The sequence below is a fragment of the Desulfovirgula thermocuniculi DSM 16036 genome (assembly GCF_000429345.1).
Taxonomy (GTDB): Bacteria; Bacillota; Desulfotomaculia; order Desulfotomaculales; family Desulfovirgulaceae; genus Desulfovirgula; species Desulfovirgula thermocuniculi.
In genome coordinates this window covers 13506-32623 of the sequence record NZ_AUBR01000038.1, presented here as the reverse complement: position 1 = coordinate 32623, position 19118 = coordinate 13506, and the positions used below count along the sequence as shown (strand labels likewise).

General features: G+C 64.1%; 21 protein-coding genes. 13 read left to right on the top strand and 8 right to left on the bottom strand.

What is annotated here, in order from left to right:
* Positions 1–215, top strand: a 215-nt coding sequence (locus G454_RS21790; RefSeq protein ID WP_027718474.1) for a hypothetical protein, incomplete at its 5' end; no start/stop codon positions are given.
* Positions 216–291: 76 nt separating this feature from the next.
* Here the strand turns inward: G454_RS21790 and G454_RS18600 are convergent.
* On the bottom strand, positions 292–672 hold the full coding sequence (locus tag G454_RS18600; RefSeq protein ID WP_211230029.1) for a ferritin-like domain-containing protein: 381 nt from the start codon (positions 670–672) through the stop codon (positions 292–294).
* A gap of 410 nt (positions 673–1082) precedes the next feature.
* On the opposite strand from G454_RS18600, the gene G454_RS0109730 reads away from it, so the two are divergent.
* The 8 genes from G454_RS0109730 to G454_RS0109685 all read left to right on the top strand — a co-directional run bounded on the left by G454_RS0109730 (position 1083) and on the right by G454_RS0109685 (position 9533).
* Positions 1083–1415 carry a hypothetical protein gene (locus tag G454_RS0109730; protein ID WP_027718473.1) on the top strand — a complete coding sequence of 111 codons (333 nt, stop codon included), beginning with the start codon at positions 1083–1085 and terminating at the stop codon, positions 1413–1415.
* On the top strand, positions 1412–1831 hold the full coding sequence (locus G454_RS0109725; protein WP_027718472.1) for a type II toxin-antitoxin system VapC family toxin: 420 nt from the start codon (positions 1412–1414) through the stop codon (positions 1829–1831). Before G454_RS0109730 ends, G454_RS0109725 begins: the two co-directional genes overlap by 4 nt.
* 133 nt (positions 1832–1964) lie before the next feature.
* Positions 1965–3503, top strand: coding sequence for a tRNA nucleotidyltransferase/poly(A) polymerase-related protein (locus G454_RS0109720; RefSeq protein ID WP_027718471.1), 1539 nt, complete (start codon positions 1965–1967; stop codon positions 3501–3503).
* A 475-nt stretch (positions 3504–3978) separates the two neighbouring features.
* On the top strand, positions 3979–5022 hold the full coding sequence (locus tag G454_RS0109705) for a TRAP transporter substrate-binding protein (RefSeq protein WP_051276181.1): 1044 nt from the start codon (positions 3979–3981) through the stop codon (positions 5020–5022).
* 85 nt (positions 5023–5107) lie between these two features.
* A complete protein-coding gene (locus G454_RS0109700; protein WP_027718469.1) occupies positions 5108–5653 on the top strand; it encodes a TRAP transporter small permease subunit in 546 nt (181 codons plus the stop codon).
* Between the two features lie 29 nt (positions 5654–5682).
* Positions 5683–6978 (top strand): TRAP transporter large permease, encoded by a 1296-nt coding sequence (locus tag G454_RS0109695; RefSeq protein WP_027718468.1) that lies wholly within the window; start codon positions 5683–5685, stop codon positions 6976–6978.
* A 72-nt stretch (positions 6979–7050) separates the two neighbouring features.
* Positions 7051–8079 carry a radical SAM/SPASM domain-containing protein gene (locus G454_RS0109690; protein ID WP_051276179.1) on the top strand — a complete coding sequence of 343 codons (1029 nt, stop codon included), beginning with the start codon at positions 7051–7053 and terminating at the stop codon, positions 8077–8079.
* A gap of 128 nt (positions 8080–8207) precedes the next feature.
* Positions 8208–9533 (top strand): sensor domain-containing diguanylate cyclase, encoded by a 1326-nt coding sequence (locus tag G454_RS0109685; RefSeq protein ID WP_027718466.1) that lies wholly within the window; start codon positions 8208–8210, stop codon positions 9531–9533.
* On the opposite strand, the gene paaI is transcribed toward G454_RS0109685, so the two are convergent.
* On the bottom strand, positions 9530–9931 hold the full coding sequence (gene paaI, locus G454_RS18595) for a hydroxyphenylacetyl-CoA thioesterase PaaI (RefSeq protein WP_051276177.1): 402 nt from the start codon (positions 9929–9931) through the stop codon (positions 9530–9532). The two genes, G454_RS0109685 and paaI, sit on opposite strands and share 4 nt — an antisense overlap.
* Positions 9932–10028: 97 nt before the next feature.
* Here paaI and rlmD point away from each other — a divergent pair, with 97 nt between their 5' ends.
* The 4 genes from rlmD to G454_RS0109660 all read left to right on the top strand — a co-directional run bounded on the left by rlmD (position 10029) and on the right by G454_RS0109660 (position 13429).
* Positions 10029–11345 (top strand): 23S rRNA (uracil(1939)-C(5))-methyltransferase RlmD, encoded by a 1317-nt coding sequence (gene rlmD / locus G454_RS0109675; protein ID WP_027718465.1) that lies wholly within the window; start codon positions 10029–10031, stop codon positions 11343–11345.
* Between the two features lie 31 nt (positions 11346–11376).
* Positions 11377–11898: a thermonuclease family protein gene (locus G454_RS18590; protein WP_245574368.1), complete on the top strand. Its 522-nt coding sequence runs from the start codon at positions 11377–11379 to the stop codon at positions 11896–11898.
* Between the two features lie 110 nt (positions 11899–12008).
* Positions 12009–12632, top strand: a complete 624-nt coding sequence (locus tag G454_RS0109665) for a flavodoxin family protein (RefSeq protein WP_027718464.1) — start codon at positions 12009–12011, stop codon at positions 12630–12632.
* A 47-nt stretch (positions 12633–12679) separates the two neighbouring features.
* On the top strand, positions 12680–13429 hold the full coding sequence (locus tag G454_RS0109660; RefSeq protein ID WP_027718463.1) for a hypothetical protein: 750 nt from the start codon (positions 12680–12682) through the stop codon (positions 13427–13429).
* Positions 13430–13511: 82 nt separating this feature from the next.
* Here the strand turns inward: G454_RS0109660 and G454_RS22590 are convergent, their stop codons facing one another.
* The 6 genes from G454_RS22590 to G454_RS0109630 all read right to left on the bottom strand — a co-directional run bounded on the left by G454_RS22590 (position 13512) and on the right by G454_RS0109630 (position 19092).
* Positions 13512–13634: a hypothetical protein gene (locus G454_RS22590; protein WP_281168460.1), complete on the bottom strand. Its 123-nt coding sequence runs from the start codon at positions 13632–13634 to the stop codon at positions 13512–13514.
* A gap of 97 nt (positions 13635–13731) precedes the next feature.
* Positions 13732–14937, bottom strand: a complete 1206-nt coding sequence (locus G454_RS0109650; protein ID WP_035107566.1) for a glycosyltransferase family 2 protein — start codon at positions 14935–14937, stop codon at positions 13732–13734.
* Between the two features lie 83 nt (positions 14938–15020).
* On the bottom strand, positions 15021–15407 hold the full coding sequence (locus G454_RS0109645) for a hypothetical protein (protein ID WP_211230028.1): 387 nt from the start codon (positions 15405–15407) through the stop codon (positions 15021–15023).
* Positions 15408–15522: 115 nt separating this feature from the next.
* Positions 15523–16107 carry a fatty acid metabolism transcriptional regulator FadR gene (locus tag G454_RS0109640; RefSeq protein WP_027718460.1) on the bottom strand — a complete coding sequence of 195 codons (585 nt, stop codon included), beginning with the start codon at positions 16105–16107 and terminating at the stop codon, positions 15523–15525.
* Between the two features lie 18 nt (positions 16108–16125).
* Positions 16126–17874, bottom strand: coding sequence for an acyl-CoA dehydrogenase family protein (locus tag G454_RS0109635; RefSeq protein ID WP_027718459.1), 1749 nt, complete (start codon positions 17872–17874; stop codon positions 16126–16128).
* Positions 17875–17916: 42 nt separating this feature from the next.
* A complete protein-coding gene (locus G454_RS0109630) occupies positions 17917–19092 on the bottom strand; it encodes a thiolase family protein (RefSeq protein ID WP_027718458.1) in 1176 nt (391 codons plus the stop codon).
* Positions 19093–19118 lie beyond the last annotated feature (26 nt).

The following is a 19118-nucleotide window of genomic DNA, read 5'->3' as shown; positions in this document are numbered from 1 at the left end:
TGGTGCTGGAATCGGCCCTTTACAGGTGCCTCAAGCTGGCAGAAAGCAAGGCGGAGTACACCTACCTTCTGCGGGACTTAAAGAACCTGAAAGCCGTGGAGCTTGTCTTAGAGGGCGTGAAGTATCTTTGCCGCACCGAGTTGCCTGGGAATGCCTATGAGGCCTTCCGAGTTCTCGGGATAAGACCACCTTCTGAGGTATCTGTAATAGAATAGTGGTATTGCCACAATAAGGTAAATGTTGTGGTACGTCTATCTTTTTTCCTCGTGAAGCCTTGTGTTTTCGGGATTTTTATAGTTTAGGTGTCAAACTTAGGGCTGAGTCATACAGATGAAGGGCTTCCAGCTGCTCAATGCGCTGTAAATAGCGGCGGATGGCATCATATTCGAACTGCAGGTCCTGGCGCAGCATTTCTATGTTGTTCAATGAAGTGAGCCTGGTAGCCACTTCCACTGTGGGTATGCCGCCCAGGTATTGAATCAGGTCGCTGATAATCACGGCGTGTTCATGTTCCTGTTGAGCATGTTCCAGCAATTCCTGAATAACGTACGTATACTCGGGGCCGGTGAGCATGCTGGCATGCTGAATGTACTGGATCATGGCCGCATACTCCCAGGACAGGTCCAGGTTTAAACCACTGATGATCTGATCCAGTTGCTGCTGGCTGACCAAATGTACCACTCCTTTCCATGTCTGTTATATATTATGAATCCGTCATTTTTCCGGTCACCTTCCCAGGAGTCCCGCCTCCGTGCCTCCGCCAAGGGGGCGCAGTGCCCCCCTGGACCCCCGCTAAAAAGCCCTAGCTGCCCGCTCTCTCTATTATGCCGGCGCTCTCGTCGGTGTGCCCCTCCGCCGCAGCACCTTGCTCTAAAGAAGAAGCCCGCCGCAGGCCGCGGCCCGCGCGGCGGGCGTCCTCGGGGCCTTTCGCACAAGGCCATAAGTAAAAAAGAAGGATCTGCGCTTGGAAACGGTGCTGAATCGACTTAAACGGGAAGCGGAGGTTAGGCTGGGCCAGGCGTTGACAGTAACCCTCTGTAAGTGTACGATTTAGTCGAGGCAACTGAAAGGAGGCAACACGTTTGAACAGTTCTGCATCCATCAAGACCTGCTGGATTGCTTGGGTGAAAAGGGAACTAGGGCTTACGAGGGGCCGTGCTCCAAATAATCTTGGGGATGTGGTTCCACCGCCCCCTCCCTCCGTGCACCAGGCTATCAAAGAGTTTATAGAAGAGTTTAGAGCAAAGGAAGGAAGGATACCTACCTATAAGGAGATCCAGAAAGGTGCTTTTGGTAAGCTGAAATCTCCTTCTCCGGAAACCGACCCGTTCTTTCACGTGGAAAATTGGGCCCTGGAAACTGGGATACTTGATCTTGCCCAAGAACATCACCGCTACATCGAGGGAGAGGCATGAGATGCGTCTTTATTGATACGGCAGGGTGGCTTGCCCTGGGCAATAAAAGCGACCAGTGGCACTCCCGGGCAGTTCAGGTATACCAGCAGATAGCCCGGGAAGGGTGGCACCGGCTTACCACAGACGCCGTAATTATTGAGGTCTGCAATGCTTTACGTAAGCCTTCTCTCCGGCCCCTTGCCACTACCCTTACGGACAATATTTTCAAGGCAGAACGTCTGGGGTACCTGGAAATCGTTCATGTTAGCACCGAGCTTATTCATCAGGGGCTTGTACTGTTTAGGAAGAGGAAAGACAAGGACTGGAGTCTTACGGAGTGCATAAGTTTTGTGCTTATGGAGCAACGGGGGATATCCCGTGCGCTTACCACGGACCAGCGTTTTGAACAGGCAGGCTTTGAGCGGTTGCTGAAGTAGATCACCCGCAGCTTTTTGCGCAGGGCAGCTGCGGGATTTTTTGCGCTTCCTACTGCACGGTAGGGCAATAATAGAGCCCGCTCTCGCATGACAAGAACGTTCCGTAAAGGAATTAAGGGGGTCGTTTCACCCCATGTGGGAATACCTCCGTCGCCTGCACGAAATAGCCTGCTCCCGCGGGCGGCAGGCCTACCTGGTGGGCGGCTTCCTGCGGGATTTTTTGCTGGGGCGGCCATCCCGGGATGCGGACGTGGTGGTGACCGGCAGGGGGGAGGAGGTGGCCCGGGAGCTGGCAGGCACCTGCGGGGGCAGCTTTGTGCTCCTGGACCCCGTACGCGACGTCTCCCGGGTGGTGATAAGGGGGCCTGCGGGGTCCTGTCAGGTCGACGTCACCGGCCTCGGGGACGGCGACCTGGTAAGCGACCTGCGCCGGCGGGACTTCACCATCAACGCCCTGGCCCTGCCGCTGGCAGGTTTCCCGGCCGCCTGTCCCGGCGAAGGCGGCCCGCCCCCGGCGGGGCCTTTTCCGCCTGGCGGCCTGCCGACCTCCCTCATCGATCCCCTGGGCGGCCTGGACGACCTGCGCCGGGGCCTCATCCGGGCCTGCGGGCCCCGCTCTATAGAGGATGACCCCTTGCGCGCCCTGCGGGCCGCCCGCCTGGCCGGTCAGCTGGGCTTTCGTATCGAGCCGGGTACGGTGAGGCTCATCCGCGCCATGCCCGTACCGGTGAGCAAAGCTGCCCCGGAGCGGATCTGGGAGGAGCTGGTGAACATTTTTCTCCTGCCCGCGGCCCGGGCGATTATCGACTTGCTTGACCGGGAGCTGGGCATCCTGGAGCAGGCCCTCCCCGAGATCGCCCTCCTGCGGTGCCCGGGGCAGGAAGGGGAGGGCGGCTGGGAGCGCGGCTTAAAGGCCCTGGAGTGCCTGGAGGAAACCGTGCGCGCGCTGTCGGGCCCCGGTGCCGGCGCGCCCGCTCTCGTTAGTCTTCCCGGGGACCCTGCCCGGCAGCTGGCGGCCTACTTAAACGCGCCCCTCACCCGCGCCCGCAGCCGGTTGCCGGTGCTCAAGCTGGCCTGCCTCTTCCACGCCGCCGGGGGCGCGGAGGGCCGGGAGCCGGGCGGCGCGTGCCCTTCGCCCTGCGCCCGGCCTGTCGGCGCGGCCCTGGCAGAGGCCCTTGCGCGCCGCCTGCGCCTCGCCGGGCGCGAGGAGGGCCTGCTGGCGGCCCTGCTGGAGGGCTACGCGGAGCCCCTTTCCCTGTACGGGCCCTGCCCGCCCGGCGGTCGGGCGGTTTACCGCTTCTTCCGCCGCCTGGGGGATGAGGCGCCCGGCTGTCTGCTCTTGAGCCTGGCCGCTGCTGCCGCCGGGGCCGTTGTGCCCGGCGAGCCGGCTGGCTACCGGGAATTTATTTTTACGCTCTTGCGACGCTATTACGAGGAGCCGGAACTCTCCGGGCGCGCGCGCCCCCTGCTGGACGGGAAAGAAGTCATGCGCCTGGTGAGGACCGGCCCGTCTCCCCTAGTGGGCCGGTTGCTGGAGGACCTGGCCGCCGCCCGGGCCGCCGGCGAGGTGCGGAACCGGCAGGAGGCGGAGGAGTACGTTAAGGCCCGCGCACGGGCCCTGCGCGGGGAGCGCGGGGGCGGGGAAGGGAGTGATCTGCCGGCGCGGGATTAGGGGCGGGTCGCCTTTTTTCGGCAAATGCTCTGGTAGAGGGCGTGACCGGGGACGTGGAGGCATCGGCTTCCATGACGCGGGAAGCAATAGGCCTGATGGAGCAAGAAGCGAACCTGGTGTCGCTCATGGAAGCGCTTAAAGACCAAGTGGCGAGGTTTAAAATTTAAGGGCCACGAAGGTGTTGTTGACAACCGCCGGAACGTGTTTTATGATATAAGGCGGTTTGGCCGCAAACGGCACTTTACCGAAATTAATAAGAGCCGGCAAGGGCGCCTTCCGGGTGGCAAGGGTGCTACCCCCACCGTCGGGGGCGCCCTCTTGTTTTTTGCAGGAAAAAAGCAGGCCCGTGACGAAAAAACTTGGAGTGAATAGCTGCCACTAAGCCGTCAAAAGGGGGTGTGTTGGCGGGGAAAGGCGTAGCGCGGGAAATTTTTGTATCAAATTGAGAAAATACGGTGTTTGGAGGGATATTTTTATGCGTCTGAAAGGCAAGAAGGCACTTACAGCAGTTTTTGCGCTGCTTTTTGTGCTGCTGGTGGTTTCCGGCTGCGGCGGTGGCAAGCAGGCCGCGGAGCAAGGCAAGGCCGCGCAGCCCGTCATGTGGACGGCCAACTCCGTCTGGCCGCCCGACAACCACCAGACCGTCGGCCTGCAGGAGTTTGCCAATCGGGTCAAGCAGGCCACCAACGGTAAAGTGGAGATTACCGTGCAGTCGGGCGGCGCCCTGGGCTACAAGGGGCCGGAGCTGTTGAAAGTGGTGCGCGACGGGCTGGTGCCCGTCTCCGACATCCTGACCAGCGGCGTGGCAGGGGATGAGCCCCTCTTCGGCGTGGTCACCCTGCCCTTCCTCATCCAGAGCTTTGAGGAGGGCAAGCTCTTAAACGACATTGCCCGCCCCTATTTTGAGAAGGTGCTGGAGGAGAAGTGGGGGCAGAAACTGCTCTACATTTCTCCCTGGCCTGCCGCCGGCCTGTGGTCGAAGAAGAAGGTGGAGTCGGTGGCGGACATGAAGGGCTTAAAGACGCGCACCTATGACAAGAACGGTGCCCTGGTGATTGAGGCCGTCGGCGGCACGCCGTACCCGCTGCCCTTCAGCGAGGTCTACTCCGCCCTGGCCACCGGCGTTATCGACTCGGTGCTCACCTCCACTCCCACGGCGGTTGACGCCAAGTTCTGGGAGGTCTTAAAATACTACGCGCCCATCAACATTACCATGGCCACGGACATCGTCACGGTCAACCTCAAGGCCTTCAACTCTCTGGACAAGCAGACCCAGGAGGCCATTTTAAAGGTGGCCAAGGAAGTTGAGGCGGAAATGTGGGCCAAGGTGGCCAAGCTGGACAAGGAAAAGGAGGCCCTCTGCAACGAAAAGGGCATCGTCACCGTGCAGCCGAGCAAGGAGTTCCTGAACCAGCTGGCGTCCATCACCAAGAACATCCGCGACGAGTGGCTGAAGACCGCCCCGCCGGAGGCCAGGGAGATAGTGGAGAAGTTCCAGAAGCAGGTGGGCCGCCAGTAAGGCCGGCTGGGGGCAGCCGCGGGTTAGCCTTCGCGGCTGCCCCTTCGCGGGTTCCCAACAGGTAAGTTTAAGGAAGGGATGGGCTATGGGGAAGCTGGTGAGGGGCTTCATAGGGGTGTGCGACCGCATTTCCCGCGCCTGCGGCATCATGGCCGGGATCATGATGCTTGCCGGGCTCGCCCTGATCCTCGGGGAAATAGTGGTGCGCACCCTCTTCAGCAAGACGCTGTACATTACCGAGGAGTACACGGGTTACCTCATGGTAGCGCTGACCTTTCTCGGCCTGTCTTACACCCTGAAGGAAAGAGGGCACATCCGCATGGCTTTCCTGCCGTCGGTGCTGAAGGGCAGGCCCCGCCTGGTGGTCGATCTCTACGCCTTTGCGGTGGGCCTGTTTTTCTGCGTCCTGGTCACCGCCAGCACCGCCGCCTTTTTCTGGGACTCCGTGGTGGCCGGGAGCCGCTCCATGCAGCTCTCGGGGACCTACCTGGCCGTGCCGCAGTTTTTCCTGCCCCTGGGCATGTCTCTCATGGGCCTGCAGTTCCTGGCCGAGTTCTGCCGGGCGGCGCTGAAGCTCGCCGCCGGCGAAACTGACGACCAGGACTTTGAGCCCACATCCCTTGGCCGCTGAACAAATCTGGTAGGAGGACGTTCAAGGGCATGTTTAACGTCACCGCCACCATACTGGGACTACTGGTTTTGCTGCTGGGGAGCAGCGTGTGGATCGGCATCTCCCTCTTTATGGTGGGCATGGCTGCCTTTAAGCTCTTCACGCCCAGCCCTCCGCTCACCATCCTCTCCAACATCCTCTGGAACAGCACCAACGGGTCCACCATGATGGCCCTGCCCCTGTTCATCTTCATGGGGGAGATCCTCTTCCGCAGCCAGATTTCCGCCAACCTCTTCCGGGGGCTCTCTCCCTGGATGAACGGCCTGCCCGGGCGGCTGCTCCATGTCAACATTGCCGCCTGCGCCCTCTTTGCCGCCGTGAGCGGCTCTTCCGCCGCCACCACCGCCACCGTGGGCAAGATCACCGTCCCCGAGCTCTTAAAGCGCAAGTACGACCCCTCGCTTTCCCTGGGTTCCCTGGCGGGGGCCGGCACGCTGGGGTTTCTCATCCCGCCGAGCCTGATGATGCTCGTCTACGGCATCATGTCCGGGGTGAGCATCGGCAAGCTGTTCATTGCCGGCGTCGTCCCGGGGATCATCCTGGCCGGCGCCTTCAGCCTCTACATTGCCCTGCGCTGCCTCCTCCGGCCCGACCTGGCGCCGGCGGGGGACCTGCGGTACACCTGGGGGGACCGCATAAAGGCCCTGCCGCTGCTGTTGCCGGTGCTGCTGCTGATCGTCCTGGTGCTGGGGAGCATCTACACGGGCTGGGCTACACCCTCGGAGGCCGCCGCCGTGGGCGTGCTCGGGGCGCTCTTTTTTGCCTGGATCACCCGCAGCATGGACGGCAAGGCCTTTCGGGAGGCCCTCCTGGGCTCGGTGAAGACCACCTGCATGATCATGCTCATTGTCGCCGGGGCCTCCTATCTCTCCGTGGCCGTGGGCTACCTGGGCATTCCTGCCAAGCTCACCGCCTTCATCGGCACCCTGGGGCTCACCAAGTACCAGCTGATTGCCATCCTCAGCGTCATGTACATCATCCTGGGCTGCCTGCTGGACGGCTTTTCCATGATCGTCATGACCCTTCCCCTCGCCCTGCCGCTCATCAAGGCCGCCGGTTTCGACCCCCTGTGGTTCGGCATCTACCTGGTGATCATGATCGAGATTGCCCAGATCACGCCCCCGGTGGGCTTCAACCTCTTCGTCATCAACAGCCTCAGCAACGAGAGCATCTTTAGGATTGCCCTTTACGCCCTGCCCTCCTTTATCATCATGCTGCTGGTGGTGGCCCTCATAACCGTCTACCCGCAGCTCGTGCTCGCCCTGCCCAACACCATGATTAAATAGGGGCCCCTGCCGGGCACGGGGGAGGGCGGTTTGCGGCCTCCATGTGGTATAATTACCACTGGAGGTGGCATGATGGACGAAGGCGAGGAAGATCACCTTGCCCTGGGGCCGGTGCACGTCAACTGGCTGGTCACCACGGCCTGCGGCATGGGGTGCCGCCACTGCTACGTGAGGGGCAGATTTGCCGGCGGCGAACTGGGCGCGCGGGAAGCCCGGGAGTTGCTGGAGGAGATCGCCCGCTGCGGTGTGAGCAGCATCTGCTTCACCGGGGGCGAGCCCCTGGCCAGGCCCGGTATTTTTGACCTGCTGGAGCTGGCCGCCGCCCGCGGCCTGAGCGTTTCGGTGGTCACGAGCGGTGCAGCCGTGAACGGGGAGGCGGCGCGCCGGCTGGCCGCGCTGCGCGCCGTGGTCTACCTCAGCGTGGACGGGGCCGGCAGGGAGGCCCACGAGAGGGTGCGCGGGCGGGGGAGCTGGGAGGTGGCCCTGCACGCCGCCCGGCTGCTGACAGGGGCGGGCGTGCGCTTCCAGGCCGTGATGACCCTCTCCCGGCTGAACTGCGCGGATGCGGGCGCGTTCCCCGGCACCGCCAGGGAGATCGGCGCAGCGGCGGCCTGCCTGCTCCCCGCGCTGCCGCAGGGCGCCCTGGGCCGCAACCTCACCCTGGAGGCCGGGGAGTTTGCCCGCGCGGTGTACGCCGCGGCGGAGGGCGCGGAGGCGGCGGGCATCGACCTGCACCTTTGGTGCACCCCCTTTGCGGGCGCCTTCGGCGGCCTGGGCGGGAGAGTGAGGTACTGGGGCTGCCGGGGGTCGCCGGTGGCGGACGTCTCCCCGGCAGGCGAGATGCTCCTCTGCGACGTGCTGGACGTGGTGCTGGCAGACTGCCGCGGGAAGGGCTTTGCCGCGGCGTACGGCGAGGCAGCCGTGCGGCCCGAGTTTGCGGCGGCCCACCGCCCCGGGAGCCCCGCAGGCGCCTGCCGGGACTGCCCGGAGTGGCCGTGCTGCCGCGGCGGGTGCTTTGCCCGCACCTACATGGAAACCGGGGACCTGGCGGCGCCCGATCCCCTGTGCCCTAGGGTGGCCGGAGTTGCCGCCCGGCATTAAAAGCTCCTTTACGCCGGGGCAGCTGCAACCGGCCTTTTTTATTCCTCCTCGCAAAAGAGGAAAAAGAGGGAAAGCGCAGAAAATTTTCTCTATGGCCGGCGAGGTAGGGCGAAGGGTAGGTTTTACGGATGCCAAGCTGGAACCGCGAGGACCTTTTTTCCTTTCTGGAGATGGTGCCGCTGCCCATTTACATCTTCCAGGACAACTCCTTTAAATTCGTCAACCGGCGCCTGGCGGAGCTGGTCGGGTACTCCGGGGAGGAGCTCCTGCGGGCAAACGTGTGGGATCTCGTGCACCCGGAGGACCGCCCGGTGCTCCAGGAGCGGGCGCTCAAGAGGCTTTCCGGCGGGGAGGCGCCGGACGACTACGAGTTCCGGGCTGTGAATCGCCGGGGAGAGGTCCTCCACCTGCACGGGTACTTTTCCCTGATCACCTTTGATTCCCGCCCGGCCATCCTGGGCCAGCTCCTGGACGTCACCAGGGAGAAGAAGCTGCTGGAAGAGCTGCAGAAGGCCGAAGCCCGCCTGCGGGACATCTTTGAAAACGTCAATGACGTCATCTACCTCCACGACCTGGAAGGACGCTTCCTGACGCTGAACCCGGCGGTCACGCGTCTCACGGGCTTCCTGCCGGAAGAGCTGGAAGGGAAGGAGATTTCCACCTTCCTGCACCCGCAGGTGAGGCACCTGGTGGGGGATTACCTGCGGGAAATAAAGGAAAAGGGCGAGTCGCGCGGGATCATGCGCGGCATGACCAGGGATGGCGGGGAGATCTTCTGGGAGTACCACTCGGTGCTCTTCAGAGGCAGGCGGCCCTTCGTGCGGGGGATTGCCCGGGACGTGACCGGGCAGGTAAAAATGCGCCGGGAGCTGAAGAGCTACCTGATGCTCTTGGTGGAGAAAAACCGGGAGCTCGCGCGGCTCAACGAGGAGCTGCTCGCGGCCAAAGAAAAGCTGGAAAAGATGGCCCGCACCGACCCCCTCACCGGCCTGGGCAACCGCCTGGCCTTCCAGGAGGCTCTGGAGAGGGAAGTGAGCTGCGCACTGCGCTACGCAACCCCCCTTTCCCTGCTCATCGTCGACGTCAACAATTTTAAGATGGTCAACGATACGCTGGGCCACCTGGAGGGCGATAAAGCGCTGGCCCGCGTCGCCGGGCTCCTCCAGGCCAGCTGCCGCCACTGCGACCTCCCTTTCCGCATTGGGGGCGATGAGTTTGCCGTCATCCTGCCCTGCACCGGCGAGGAGGAGGCGCGCATGGTGGCCGCCAGGCTGCGCGAGAAGATTGCCGGGGAGGCCATCACGGGGCCGGGGGTGCGGCTACCCGTGTGCCTGAGCGTCGGGGCGGCCACCCTGGAGCCCCGGGGGGAGGTGCTGGGCGCGGAGGACCTCATCAGGCTGGCCGATGCCCGCATGTACGAGGAGAAGGCCCGCCAGAAGGCGGGGGTGACCTAGCGGGGCGCGGCTTCCCGCGGGCCCTTCTCCCCGGCCAGGCGGTAGACCAGGCCCGCGGCGATGGCCACCGCCTCCTGCCGCTGGTTCTCCACCACGATGCGGTAGAGCCCCGTGCGGCGGGTAAGATTTTCCTCCCGCGCCGTGGCCACCAGCACGTCGCCCGGCGCGCTCTTTCTCAGGTAGCTGATGTGCATGTCCAGAGCCACGGCAGGCACGCCGTGGGAATTGCTGGCGGCGGCAAAGGCGGCGTCCGCCAGGGAGAAGATGGCCCCGCCGTGGGTGGTACCGTGGGCGTTGACCATTTCCGCCGTGACCGCCATCCTGGCCCGGGCAAAACCGGGCCCGACTTCCACCAGCTCAATGCCCAGAAAAGCGGCGAAGGGATCGGCTGCGCGCAAGCGCCGCCACCTGCCTTCCTTAAAAAGCTACTGAGTGCCGCCCGCGGTTGCCAGCGGCTTTTTTTTATTTTAACATGGTAAGAGGTGGTGAGGGCCCTTGACTTTCCCCGCTTTGGGCCGGGAGCTCGTCCTGGAGATCGCCGATTTAAACCACGCCGGGGAGGGTGTGGGGCGGCACGACGGCCTGGTGGTTTTCGTGCCCTTTGCCCTGCCCGGCGAGCGCGTGCGGGCGGTGGTGGAGGAGGCAAGAAAAAGCTACCTGCGTGCCCGCCTCAAAGAGCTGCTCTCTCCCTCGCCCCGCCGCGTTACGCCCCCCTGCCCCTTCTTCGGCTCCTGCGGGGGCTGCTCCCTGCAGCACCTGGACTACGACGGCCAGCTGCGCTTCAAGGAAAAGGTGGTGGAGAACGCCCTTTTGCGCCTGGGCAGGCTGGGGGAGGTGCGCGTGCGAGGTACCCTGGGCATGGAGGACCCCTGGCGCTACCGCTGCAAGGTGCGCTTTCACGTGGTGAGGGAGGGCGGGCGGCTGGCGCTGGGGCTGTACGCGCCCGGCTCCCACGCCCCCGGCTACCTCACGAGCAAAGGCCCCTGCCTCATCCTGGACGGGCGGCTGAACGCCCTGGCCCGCGCCCTGGGGGAGCTGCTGCGGGAACGCGCCGCTTTTCTAGCCGGGCTCGCCGCGGTAACGCTGCGCGTGGCTCCGGGCACCGGGGAGGCCATGGTGGTGCTGGAGGGTGAAGGCACCGGCGGGCATCTGCAGGAACTGGCGCGGGAGCTGGCGGGTGTTATGCCGGTGGCCTCGGTGGTATGGCTACGGGCCACGGGGGAAGAGGAGGTGCTGCACGGGGAGGGCGCCATCACCGCGCGCCTGGGGCACCTCGTTTTTCGCCTCTCGGCCACCTCCTTCTTCCAGGTGAACCCGGCCCAGACCCTGGTCCTCTACCGCAAGGTGGCGGAGTACGCCGCGCTTTCCGGGCGCGAGCGGGTGGTGGACGCCTACTGCGGGGTGGGGACCATTGCCCTCTACCTGGCCGGACAGGCCGGCAGCGTGTTGGGGCTGGAGGTCCTTCCCCGCGCGGTGGCCGACGCCCGGGCAAATGCCGCCATAAACGGCGCAAGAAACGCCGCCTTTGCCTGCGGGACCGCCGAGCGGCTGCTGCCGGGGATCCTTCGCCGGGGGCCCGTCCCGGAGATGGTGGTCCTGGACCCGCCCCGGGCCGGCTGCCGGCGGCCCGTGCTGGAGGCCCTGGCCGCCGCAAAGGTGCCCCGCGTGATCTACGTCTCCTGCGACCCCGCCACCCTGGCCCGGGACCTGGGGGTGCTGGCAGGAGCCTACCGGGTGGTGGAGGTGCAGCCGGTGGATATGTTTCCCCAGACCCGCCACGTGGAGTGCGTGGCGCTTCTGGAGGCCAGGTGAGCGCGCAATTTTTTACGGGAGGGGATACCTTTTGCGCAAGCTAAAAGCCGCTTTGACCGCCCTTATCCTGTGCGCCCTTCTGGCGCTGGCCGCCTGCTCCCGGGCTTCCGCTCCGCCCGGTTTTATGGAGGCCACCGTGACGGAGGTGGTGGACGGGGACACGGTGCACGTGCGGCTGAGCGGCGGGCGCGAGGAAAAGGTGCGCTTCATCGGCGTAAACGCCCCGGAGTACACCAAGGAAGTGGAGCCCTACGGCAAGGAGGCCACCGACTACACGAAGAAGCACCTCCTGGGCAAAAAGGTATGGCTGGAGACCGACGCCCAGGAGAGGGATAAGTACGGGCGGCTCCTGGCCTACGTGTGGCTGTCTCCCCCGCAGGGCAGGAGCCCTTCCGCGGAGGAGGTGCGCGAAAAGATGTTTAACGCCAGGCTCCTGCTGGACGGCTGCGCGCAGGTGATGACCGTGCCGCCCAACGTGAAGTATGCGGACCTCTTCGTAAAGCTGCAGCGGGAGGCCCGCGAGGCCAGGCGCGGCCTGTGGGGGCTGAAATGAAAGAGGAACTTCTCAAAAAGGTGCGAATTTTAAAATTACCGGTTTTTGCGGAGCATCAAGTAATGCCCGAGGGGGAAGCCGGAAATCAGTGAAAAGGAGGTCCCGGCAAGATGAAGATCCTGGCCATTAACGGCAGCCACCGCAAGGGCCGCAACACGGCGGCCATGCTGCAGGCGGTGCTGGAGGAGGCCGCCCGGCTGGGCGCGGAAACCGAACTGGTGGAGTTGGCGGACTACCACATCAAGCCCTGCCAGGCCTGCAACAAGTGCCTGGCCAAGCCGGAGTGCTCCATCAAGGACGACGACATGGGCGCTCTGGCCGAGAAAATGCTGGCCGCCGACGGCATCGTGCTGGGCTCGCCCGTCTACTGGGCCAACGTGACCACCTACATGAAAAACTTCATGGACCGCACCCGCTGGATGCACATGGTTAAAAATTTGCTCCACGGCAAGGTGGGCGGAGCGGTCACCCACGCGGGCCTGCGCAACGGCGGCCAGGAATTCGCCCTGGAGATCATGAACCGCTTCCTGGCCGCCCAGGGCCTCTACGTGGTGGACACCCGCGACCAGGAGGGCGGGCTCTACAACAGTGGGGCCATGGGCACCATGTTTGAAAGCCTCGCCGACGGCAAAGTTTCCTGGAAGAAGGGCGTGCACGAGGACGCCCTGGCCATCGAGGAGTGCCGCCGCCTGGCCCGCAACATGGTGGCCCTCATTAAAAGGCTGAAGGGCTAGCACCCCTTTCCCCCCGGCCACATAAAATGGCTGCGGGGGGATGTGCGGTGGGGAAGATCCTTTTCGTGCACGGCATGGGCCACGACGCCCGCCGGGACTACTGGCGGGGGTGGGCGGAGCGCCTGGAGGAGGAATTGCGCGCCCTGGGGGCGGACGTGGGGCCAGAGGATTTCGGCGGCATCTACTACTACGACCTGGTGCCCCACCCGGCCGCCGGGGCGCGGGGAGCGCAGGCGGCCCGGCAGCGCTTTTGGGCCGAGCAGCGGGAGCTGGTCCACAGAGAGCTGTGCGGCCTTTTCCCCCGCAGCCTGGTGGGCCGCCTGGCGGGCTACCTGGCGGACAACTTCGGCGACATCTACGCCTACCTCTGCCTCGAGCCGGTGCACCAGGCGGTGAACTGGCGAGTTTACGAGGCGCTCCTCTCCCAGGACGGGCCCGTGCAGCTGGTGGGCTACAGCCTGGGTTCCATTGTCTGCTACTGCGCCCTGTCCGCCAGCCGTCCGCTGGCGCAAAAGGTCTCCCAGCTGCTCATGGTAGGCTCGCCGCTTTTCTGGTTCCACCGCGCCGTGGCCCGGCGGGCGGACCTGGCGCGGCGCCCGGCAGTGGGCTACTTTTGCAACCTGGCCGGCATCCTGGACGTCGCCTGGCCCCAGGCCGTGCCGCGGATCGCCGGCGGCCTGGACGAGCACGAGGAGTTCGTCATCGACCGCTCAAACCCCATCCGAGGCCACCACGCCTACTTCACCCACCCGGAGAGCCTGAGGCGCCTCGCCTGTTCCCTGCGCAGGTTTCTGTAAGGTAGAGATGGCGGGAGTGGGGGGTAAATAAAAAAGGCGGCGGGCAGCACACCCGCCGCCGGGGCGTTTTAAGGGGGCGCGGCTAAAAGATGGTGATGAGGATTCCGGCCACAAGGACAAAAAGCCCCAGAACGGCCACGATTATCCCCAGCGCGAACTCGATGATATTGGTGGCGCGGGTCTTGGCTTCCATGCTGTCAGGCATGCATAACTCCCCCTTTCCGTAACCATAATACGCCGGGGGCCTGCCATATGTTACCGCAGGTAAATTTTAAGCCCCCGCGCTTGGCGGGGGCTCTTGCCTACTGGATCTGGCTGCGCAGCTGTTCGTAGGAGATGTTGCGCACGTGCTGGGTGTGGTCCCAGACCTTGTTGTGGCGGTGAATGAACCCCAGGAAGGATATGGGTATCCAGGTCAGGGTGAACAGCGGGTAGTAGAGCAGCCATATGTACGTCCGCGGGTGGGCCCGCTCCAGGAAGAGGGCCAGGGCCAGGTAGAAGTACTGGAAGACGAACCCGGCCAGGAACCACCACCAGTTCACCTGCTGCCAGTTGATGATGGAGTACACCAGCGCCGCCCCCGTGAGCATGGTGAAGTAGGGCTGCAGGAGGTAGATGGCGCCGTCGATCTTGCGGAAGTCCAGGGTGGTGATGCCGCTCCAGAGGAGCTTGAAGAAGTAGCGCCCGGCCACGTTGCAGTGCCCCTGCATCCAGCGCTGGCGCTGCCGCCAGGACTGCTTTAAGGTGAGGGGCTTTTCGTCGTAGACCACCGCGTCGTGAGCCCAGGTGACCCGCAGCCCGCAGAGCAGGGCCTTGGTCTGGAACTCCAGGTCCTCGGTGAGGGAGGTCATCCCCCAGCCGAACTTCTTGAGCACGTCGCTGGCAATGCACATGCCCGTGCCTCCCAGGGCGCAGGTGAGGCCCAGGTTGTGCTTGGCCAGCTGCCAGAAGCGGTTGGTGATCAGGTAGCCCACGGCAATGGACCTCGTCACCCAGGTGTCGTTGGGGTTCTTGGTGCCCAGGTACCCCTGGATGATCTTTTCCCCCCGCGCCAAGCGCTGGTTCATGATCTTCAAGAAGTTGGGCGAGATGAGGTTGTCCGCGTCCAAGACCACAAAGGCGTCAAAATGGCGCTTGGAGCGGAAGATCTGCTGGAAGCCGTACTCCAAGGCATAGCCCTTTCCCTTCTCGCGGTTGTTGTAGCGCGTGATGACCGTTGCCCCCAGGGAGGAGGCTATGCTGGCCGTCCTGTCCGTGCAGTTGTCGGCAATGACGAAGACCTCGTACAGCTCGCGGGGATAGTCCAGCTTGAAGACGCTCTTGATCAGCTCGCCGATGACCTTTTCTTCGTTGTGGGCGGCAATGACGATGGCAAAGGTTGCCTTGGGCGGCGTGGTCACCTCTTCCTTTTTGCGGTAGAGGGAGAAAAGGGAAATGGCTATGTAGTAGACGTAGTAAAAGGTGAAGATCGTGAAAACCAGGTGAATTAACCTAAGCAGTTCGTCCATCACGCACTTCTCCCAAGTCCACAAAATGCCAAAATGAGAATCTCCCCACTAATTTTAGCCCAACGGTGCCCCGCGTGCAAGCCCTAACACTCCTCGGGCTTGGCGAAGATCTTCCCGCACCGGCAGCCGTAGGTTACCAGGTGGTAGTCCCGGCGCTCCTGCACGCTTAAGATGCGTATGCGGCTCGCCAGGCCGTAGAGCGGCTCCGCGCAAGAAGGACACTTGTGCCCGGTGATGAGCTTTTTGGCGCGGATGACGGCGTAGCCGGGAGCGCGGGTGGCTTCCACCACGTAATCGGGGAAGCTGAACTTGGAGATGTGGTAGCGGTCCAGCACGGCCCGGATGGTTTTGAGCATGGTGTCCCGGGCCCGTCCCGTCTGGCTGGTTAAAAAAACCTCGATGGCCGTCTGGATTACCTGCTGGTCTTCCGGGCTGGGAAAGGGGTAGACCTTTGCCGGCACGTCCCTCACCTGTTGTCATTATTTCCAATTTGCCACTCCACTATAATTTTTGCTTATCACCTGCTATTTCCTGCTGCTCTCCATAAAAAAAGCCTGCCGCGGCAGGCAAAACAAGCAAGGAGCTTTACCGAGCAAAGGCCCGCAAAAGAAGCTCGCTTATCCTGGGCGCGAGCGCCGCAAGGCTGTACTCCCGCTGGGACATGACCCAGCAGGTGGCCACCTCGTCCACGGTGCCAAAGACCATCTTGCGGGCCAGGCGGGGGTCCAGGTCCTCCCTGAACTCGCCGCCCTCCACCCCCCGCGCGATGACGCGCTCGATGAGGCGCGAGTACGCCCGCAGGGGCTCCCTGATGCCCTGGCGGATGGCGGGGTCGGACTGGCGCAGCTGGATCTGGAAGACCGTGGCCAGGTTGCGGTCGGCCTCCAGGTGGGAGAGGTGCAGGTGCACCAGGCGGGAAAGTTGCTCCGAGGCGCTGGTGCACCCGGCGAGTTCCTCCTCCACCCTTTGGATGAACTCCCCCATTCTGGTCTTAAAAAGGGAGATGAGCACGTCTTTTTTGTTTTTGAAGTAGAGATAGATGGTGCCGTCGGCTACCCCGGCCTCGCGGGCGATCCGGGAGACCTGGGCGTTGTGGTAGCCGTACGCGGCAAAGACCCGCACCGCGGCGTCGAGGATGGCGCGGTACTTGTCGCCGCTCTTCTTGGCCAATGGCGTGGCTCCTTTCCCTTACGTCGTGTACTTCTCCGCTTCCAGCACCCAGGCGGCAACCTGTCGGCGCGCGCTGATGAGGTCCTCGGGCTGGTACTTAGTCAGGCGCCGGGCAATGGAGAGCTGGGTCTGCCGCATGTCCCCCTCGAAGAGGTAGCAGACGGCCTCGCGGGCCCACCTCTCCAAAAGCGGGTAGACGTCGTGGACGTAGAGCTTGGCCAGGAGCAGTTTCTTTTCGCCCTGCCCGGCGGCGTGGGCCTTCAGCGCCCGCAGCACGGCGCTCTCCATGGCGTAGATCTGGATGGCCAGATCGGCCAGGATGGCCACGATCTCCTGCTGCTCGGCCAGCTTGTCCATGTACTTCTCCACCGCCTGGCCGCCGAGGAAGAGGAAGAGCTTCTTGGCCATGGCCAGCATCTGCCGCTCCTGGGCCAGGGGCTGCCCGTCGTCCGCGGGCAGGAAGGGCCGCAGGTTGAGGATTTCCTGGGCCAGCGCCTTGGCCGCGCCGAGGAAGTTCAGCTGCCCCTTCATGGCCCGGCGGGCGATGGTTGCCGGGATGAGCAGGCGGTTGATCTCGTTGGTGCCCTCGAAGATGCGGTTGATGCGCGAGTCGCGGTAAAAGCGCTCGGCGGGGTACTCCTGGATGTAGCCGTAGCCGCCGTAAATCTGCACCATCTCGTCCACCACATAGTCCAGGGCCTCGGAGCCCAGCACCTTGGCAATGGAGCACTCGATGGCGTACTCGCTGATGGCCTCCACGGCGGCGGGCCCTTCCTTCTTGTCCGCCGTGACCTCGTCCAGCAGGCCGGCAATGCGGTAGACGACGCTTTCTGCGGCGTAGGTTTTGGCGGCCATCATGGCCAGCTTGTGCTGGATGAGCCCGAACTTGGCAATGGGCCGGCCGAACTGCACCCGCTGCAGGGCGTACTTGGCCGCGTGCTCCAGGGCCAGCTTGCAGGAGCCCACGCAGGCCGCGCCCAGCTTAAAGCGCCCGATGTTGAGGGCGTTAAAGGCGATGAGGTGGCCCTTGCCGATCTCGCCCAGGACGTTCTCCACGGGCACCTTGGCGTCCTCAAAAATGAGGCTGCGGGTGGACGAGCCCTTGATGCCCATCTTCTTTTCTTCCTGGCCCAGGGAGAAGCCCGGGGTGTTGCGCTCCACGATGAAGCCGGTGAACTTCTCCCCGTCCACCTTGGCGTAGGTGATGTAGATGTCGGCAAGGCCGGCGTTGGTGATGAACATCTTCTCGCCGTTTAAGAGATAGTATTTGCCGTCGGGGGAGAGGGTCGCCCGCGTGCGGATGGCCAGGGCGTCGGACCCGGCGTTGGGCTCGGTGAGGCCGTAGGCGGCGATGAGCTCGCCGCTGGCCAGCCCGGGCAGGTACTTCTTCTTCTGTTCTTCATTGCCGAAGAGCACGATGGGCATGGTGCCGATGCCCGTGTGGGCGCCGTGGGTGACGGCAAAGGAGCCCCCGGGCACCACGTTTTCGGCAATGATGCACGAGGCTACCTTCCCCAGGTCCGCGCCGCCGTACTCCTCGGGGATGTCGGCGGAGAGCAGGCCCAGCTCGCCCGCCTTGCGCATGAGCTCGCGCATGACCCCCTCCGGCTGGTGCTCCAGCTCCTCCGCCTTCGGGGCCAGCTCGTTGGCCGCAAAGTCGGCCACCGTGCTCTGGATCATGCGGTGCTCGTCGGAGAAGTCCTCGGGGGTAAACATTTCCTGGGGGCTGATGTCTTCCAGGAGAAAGGCGCCGCCTTTCTGGGGCATAGGGACAACCTCCTTGTGGCTGTTTTTAGTTTAGCACAGGGCTTAAGCCCGCTCAAAGACGCCCGCCGCGCCCATGCCGCCGCCGATGCACATGCTCACCACGCCGTAGCGGGCGTTCCGCCGGCGCATTTCATACAGCAGGGTGGCGGTCAGCTTGGCGCCGGTGCAGCCCAGGGGGTGGCCCAGGGCAATGGCGCCGCCGTTCACGTTGACCCGGGCCGGGTCCAGTTCTAAAAGCCTCATGCAGGCCAGGGCCTGGGAGGCAAAGGCCTCGTTGAGCTCAAAAAGATCGACCTGATCCTTGGCCAGCCCGGCCAGTTTAAGGGCCTTGGGGATGGCCACGGAAGGGCCGATGCCCATGACGTCCGGCGGGCAGCCCTCCACGGCATAGGCGCGGAAGACGGCCAGGGGCTCAATGCCCAGGGACGCCGCCTTTTTGGCGCTCATGACCACCACGCAGGCCGCCCCGTCGCTGGTCTGGGAGGAGTTGCCGGCGGTGACCGTGCCGCCCTGCTTGAAGACGGGCTTCAGCCTGGCCAGGGCCTCCATGCTGGTGTCGTACCTCACGCCTTCGTCCACTTCAAAGACGGTGGTCTTTTCCACCAGCCTGCCGTTTGCCCTGGTCCTCTCCACCACCGTGAGGGGAACGATCTCCTCCTTGAACCTGCCGGCGGCAATGGCCGCGGCGGCCTTCTGGTGGCTGGCCAGGGCAAAGGCGTCCTGGTCCTCCCGGGAGATCTTGTAGCGCTCGGCCACGTTTTCGGCGGTGAGGCCCATGCTCATGTAGACCTCTGGCCAGGTGGCCATGAGGTCGGGGTCGGGCATGAGCTTGTTGCCGCCCATGGGCACCAGGCTCATGCTCTCCACGCCGCCGGCCAGGCAGACCTCGGCCATGCCGGTCATGATGCGCTGGGCGGCAATGGCGATGGCCTCCAGGCCGGAGGCGCAGAAACGGTTAACGGTGACCCCCGGCACGCGGTCGGGCAGGCCGGCCTTTAAAGCCACGATGCGCGCCAGGTTCATCCCCTGCTCGGCCTCGGGGAAGGCGCAGCCCAGGATGAAGTCGTCCACTTCCTGCGGGGAGAGGGCCGGCACCCTGGCCAGGGCCTCTTTGACCACCGTGGCGGCCATGTACTCGGGCCGCGTCTGGCGCAGGGTGCCCCGCGGGGCCTTGCCCACCGCCGTGCGCACGGCGCTGACGATTACGGCTTCCTGCATTTCTCTCAAACCTCCTTCGTGCCAGG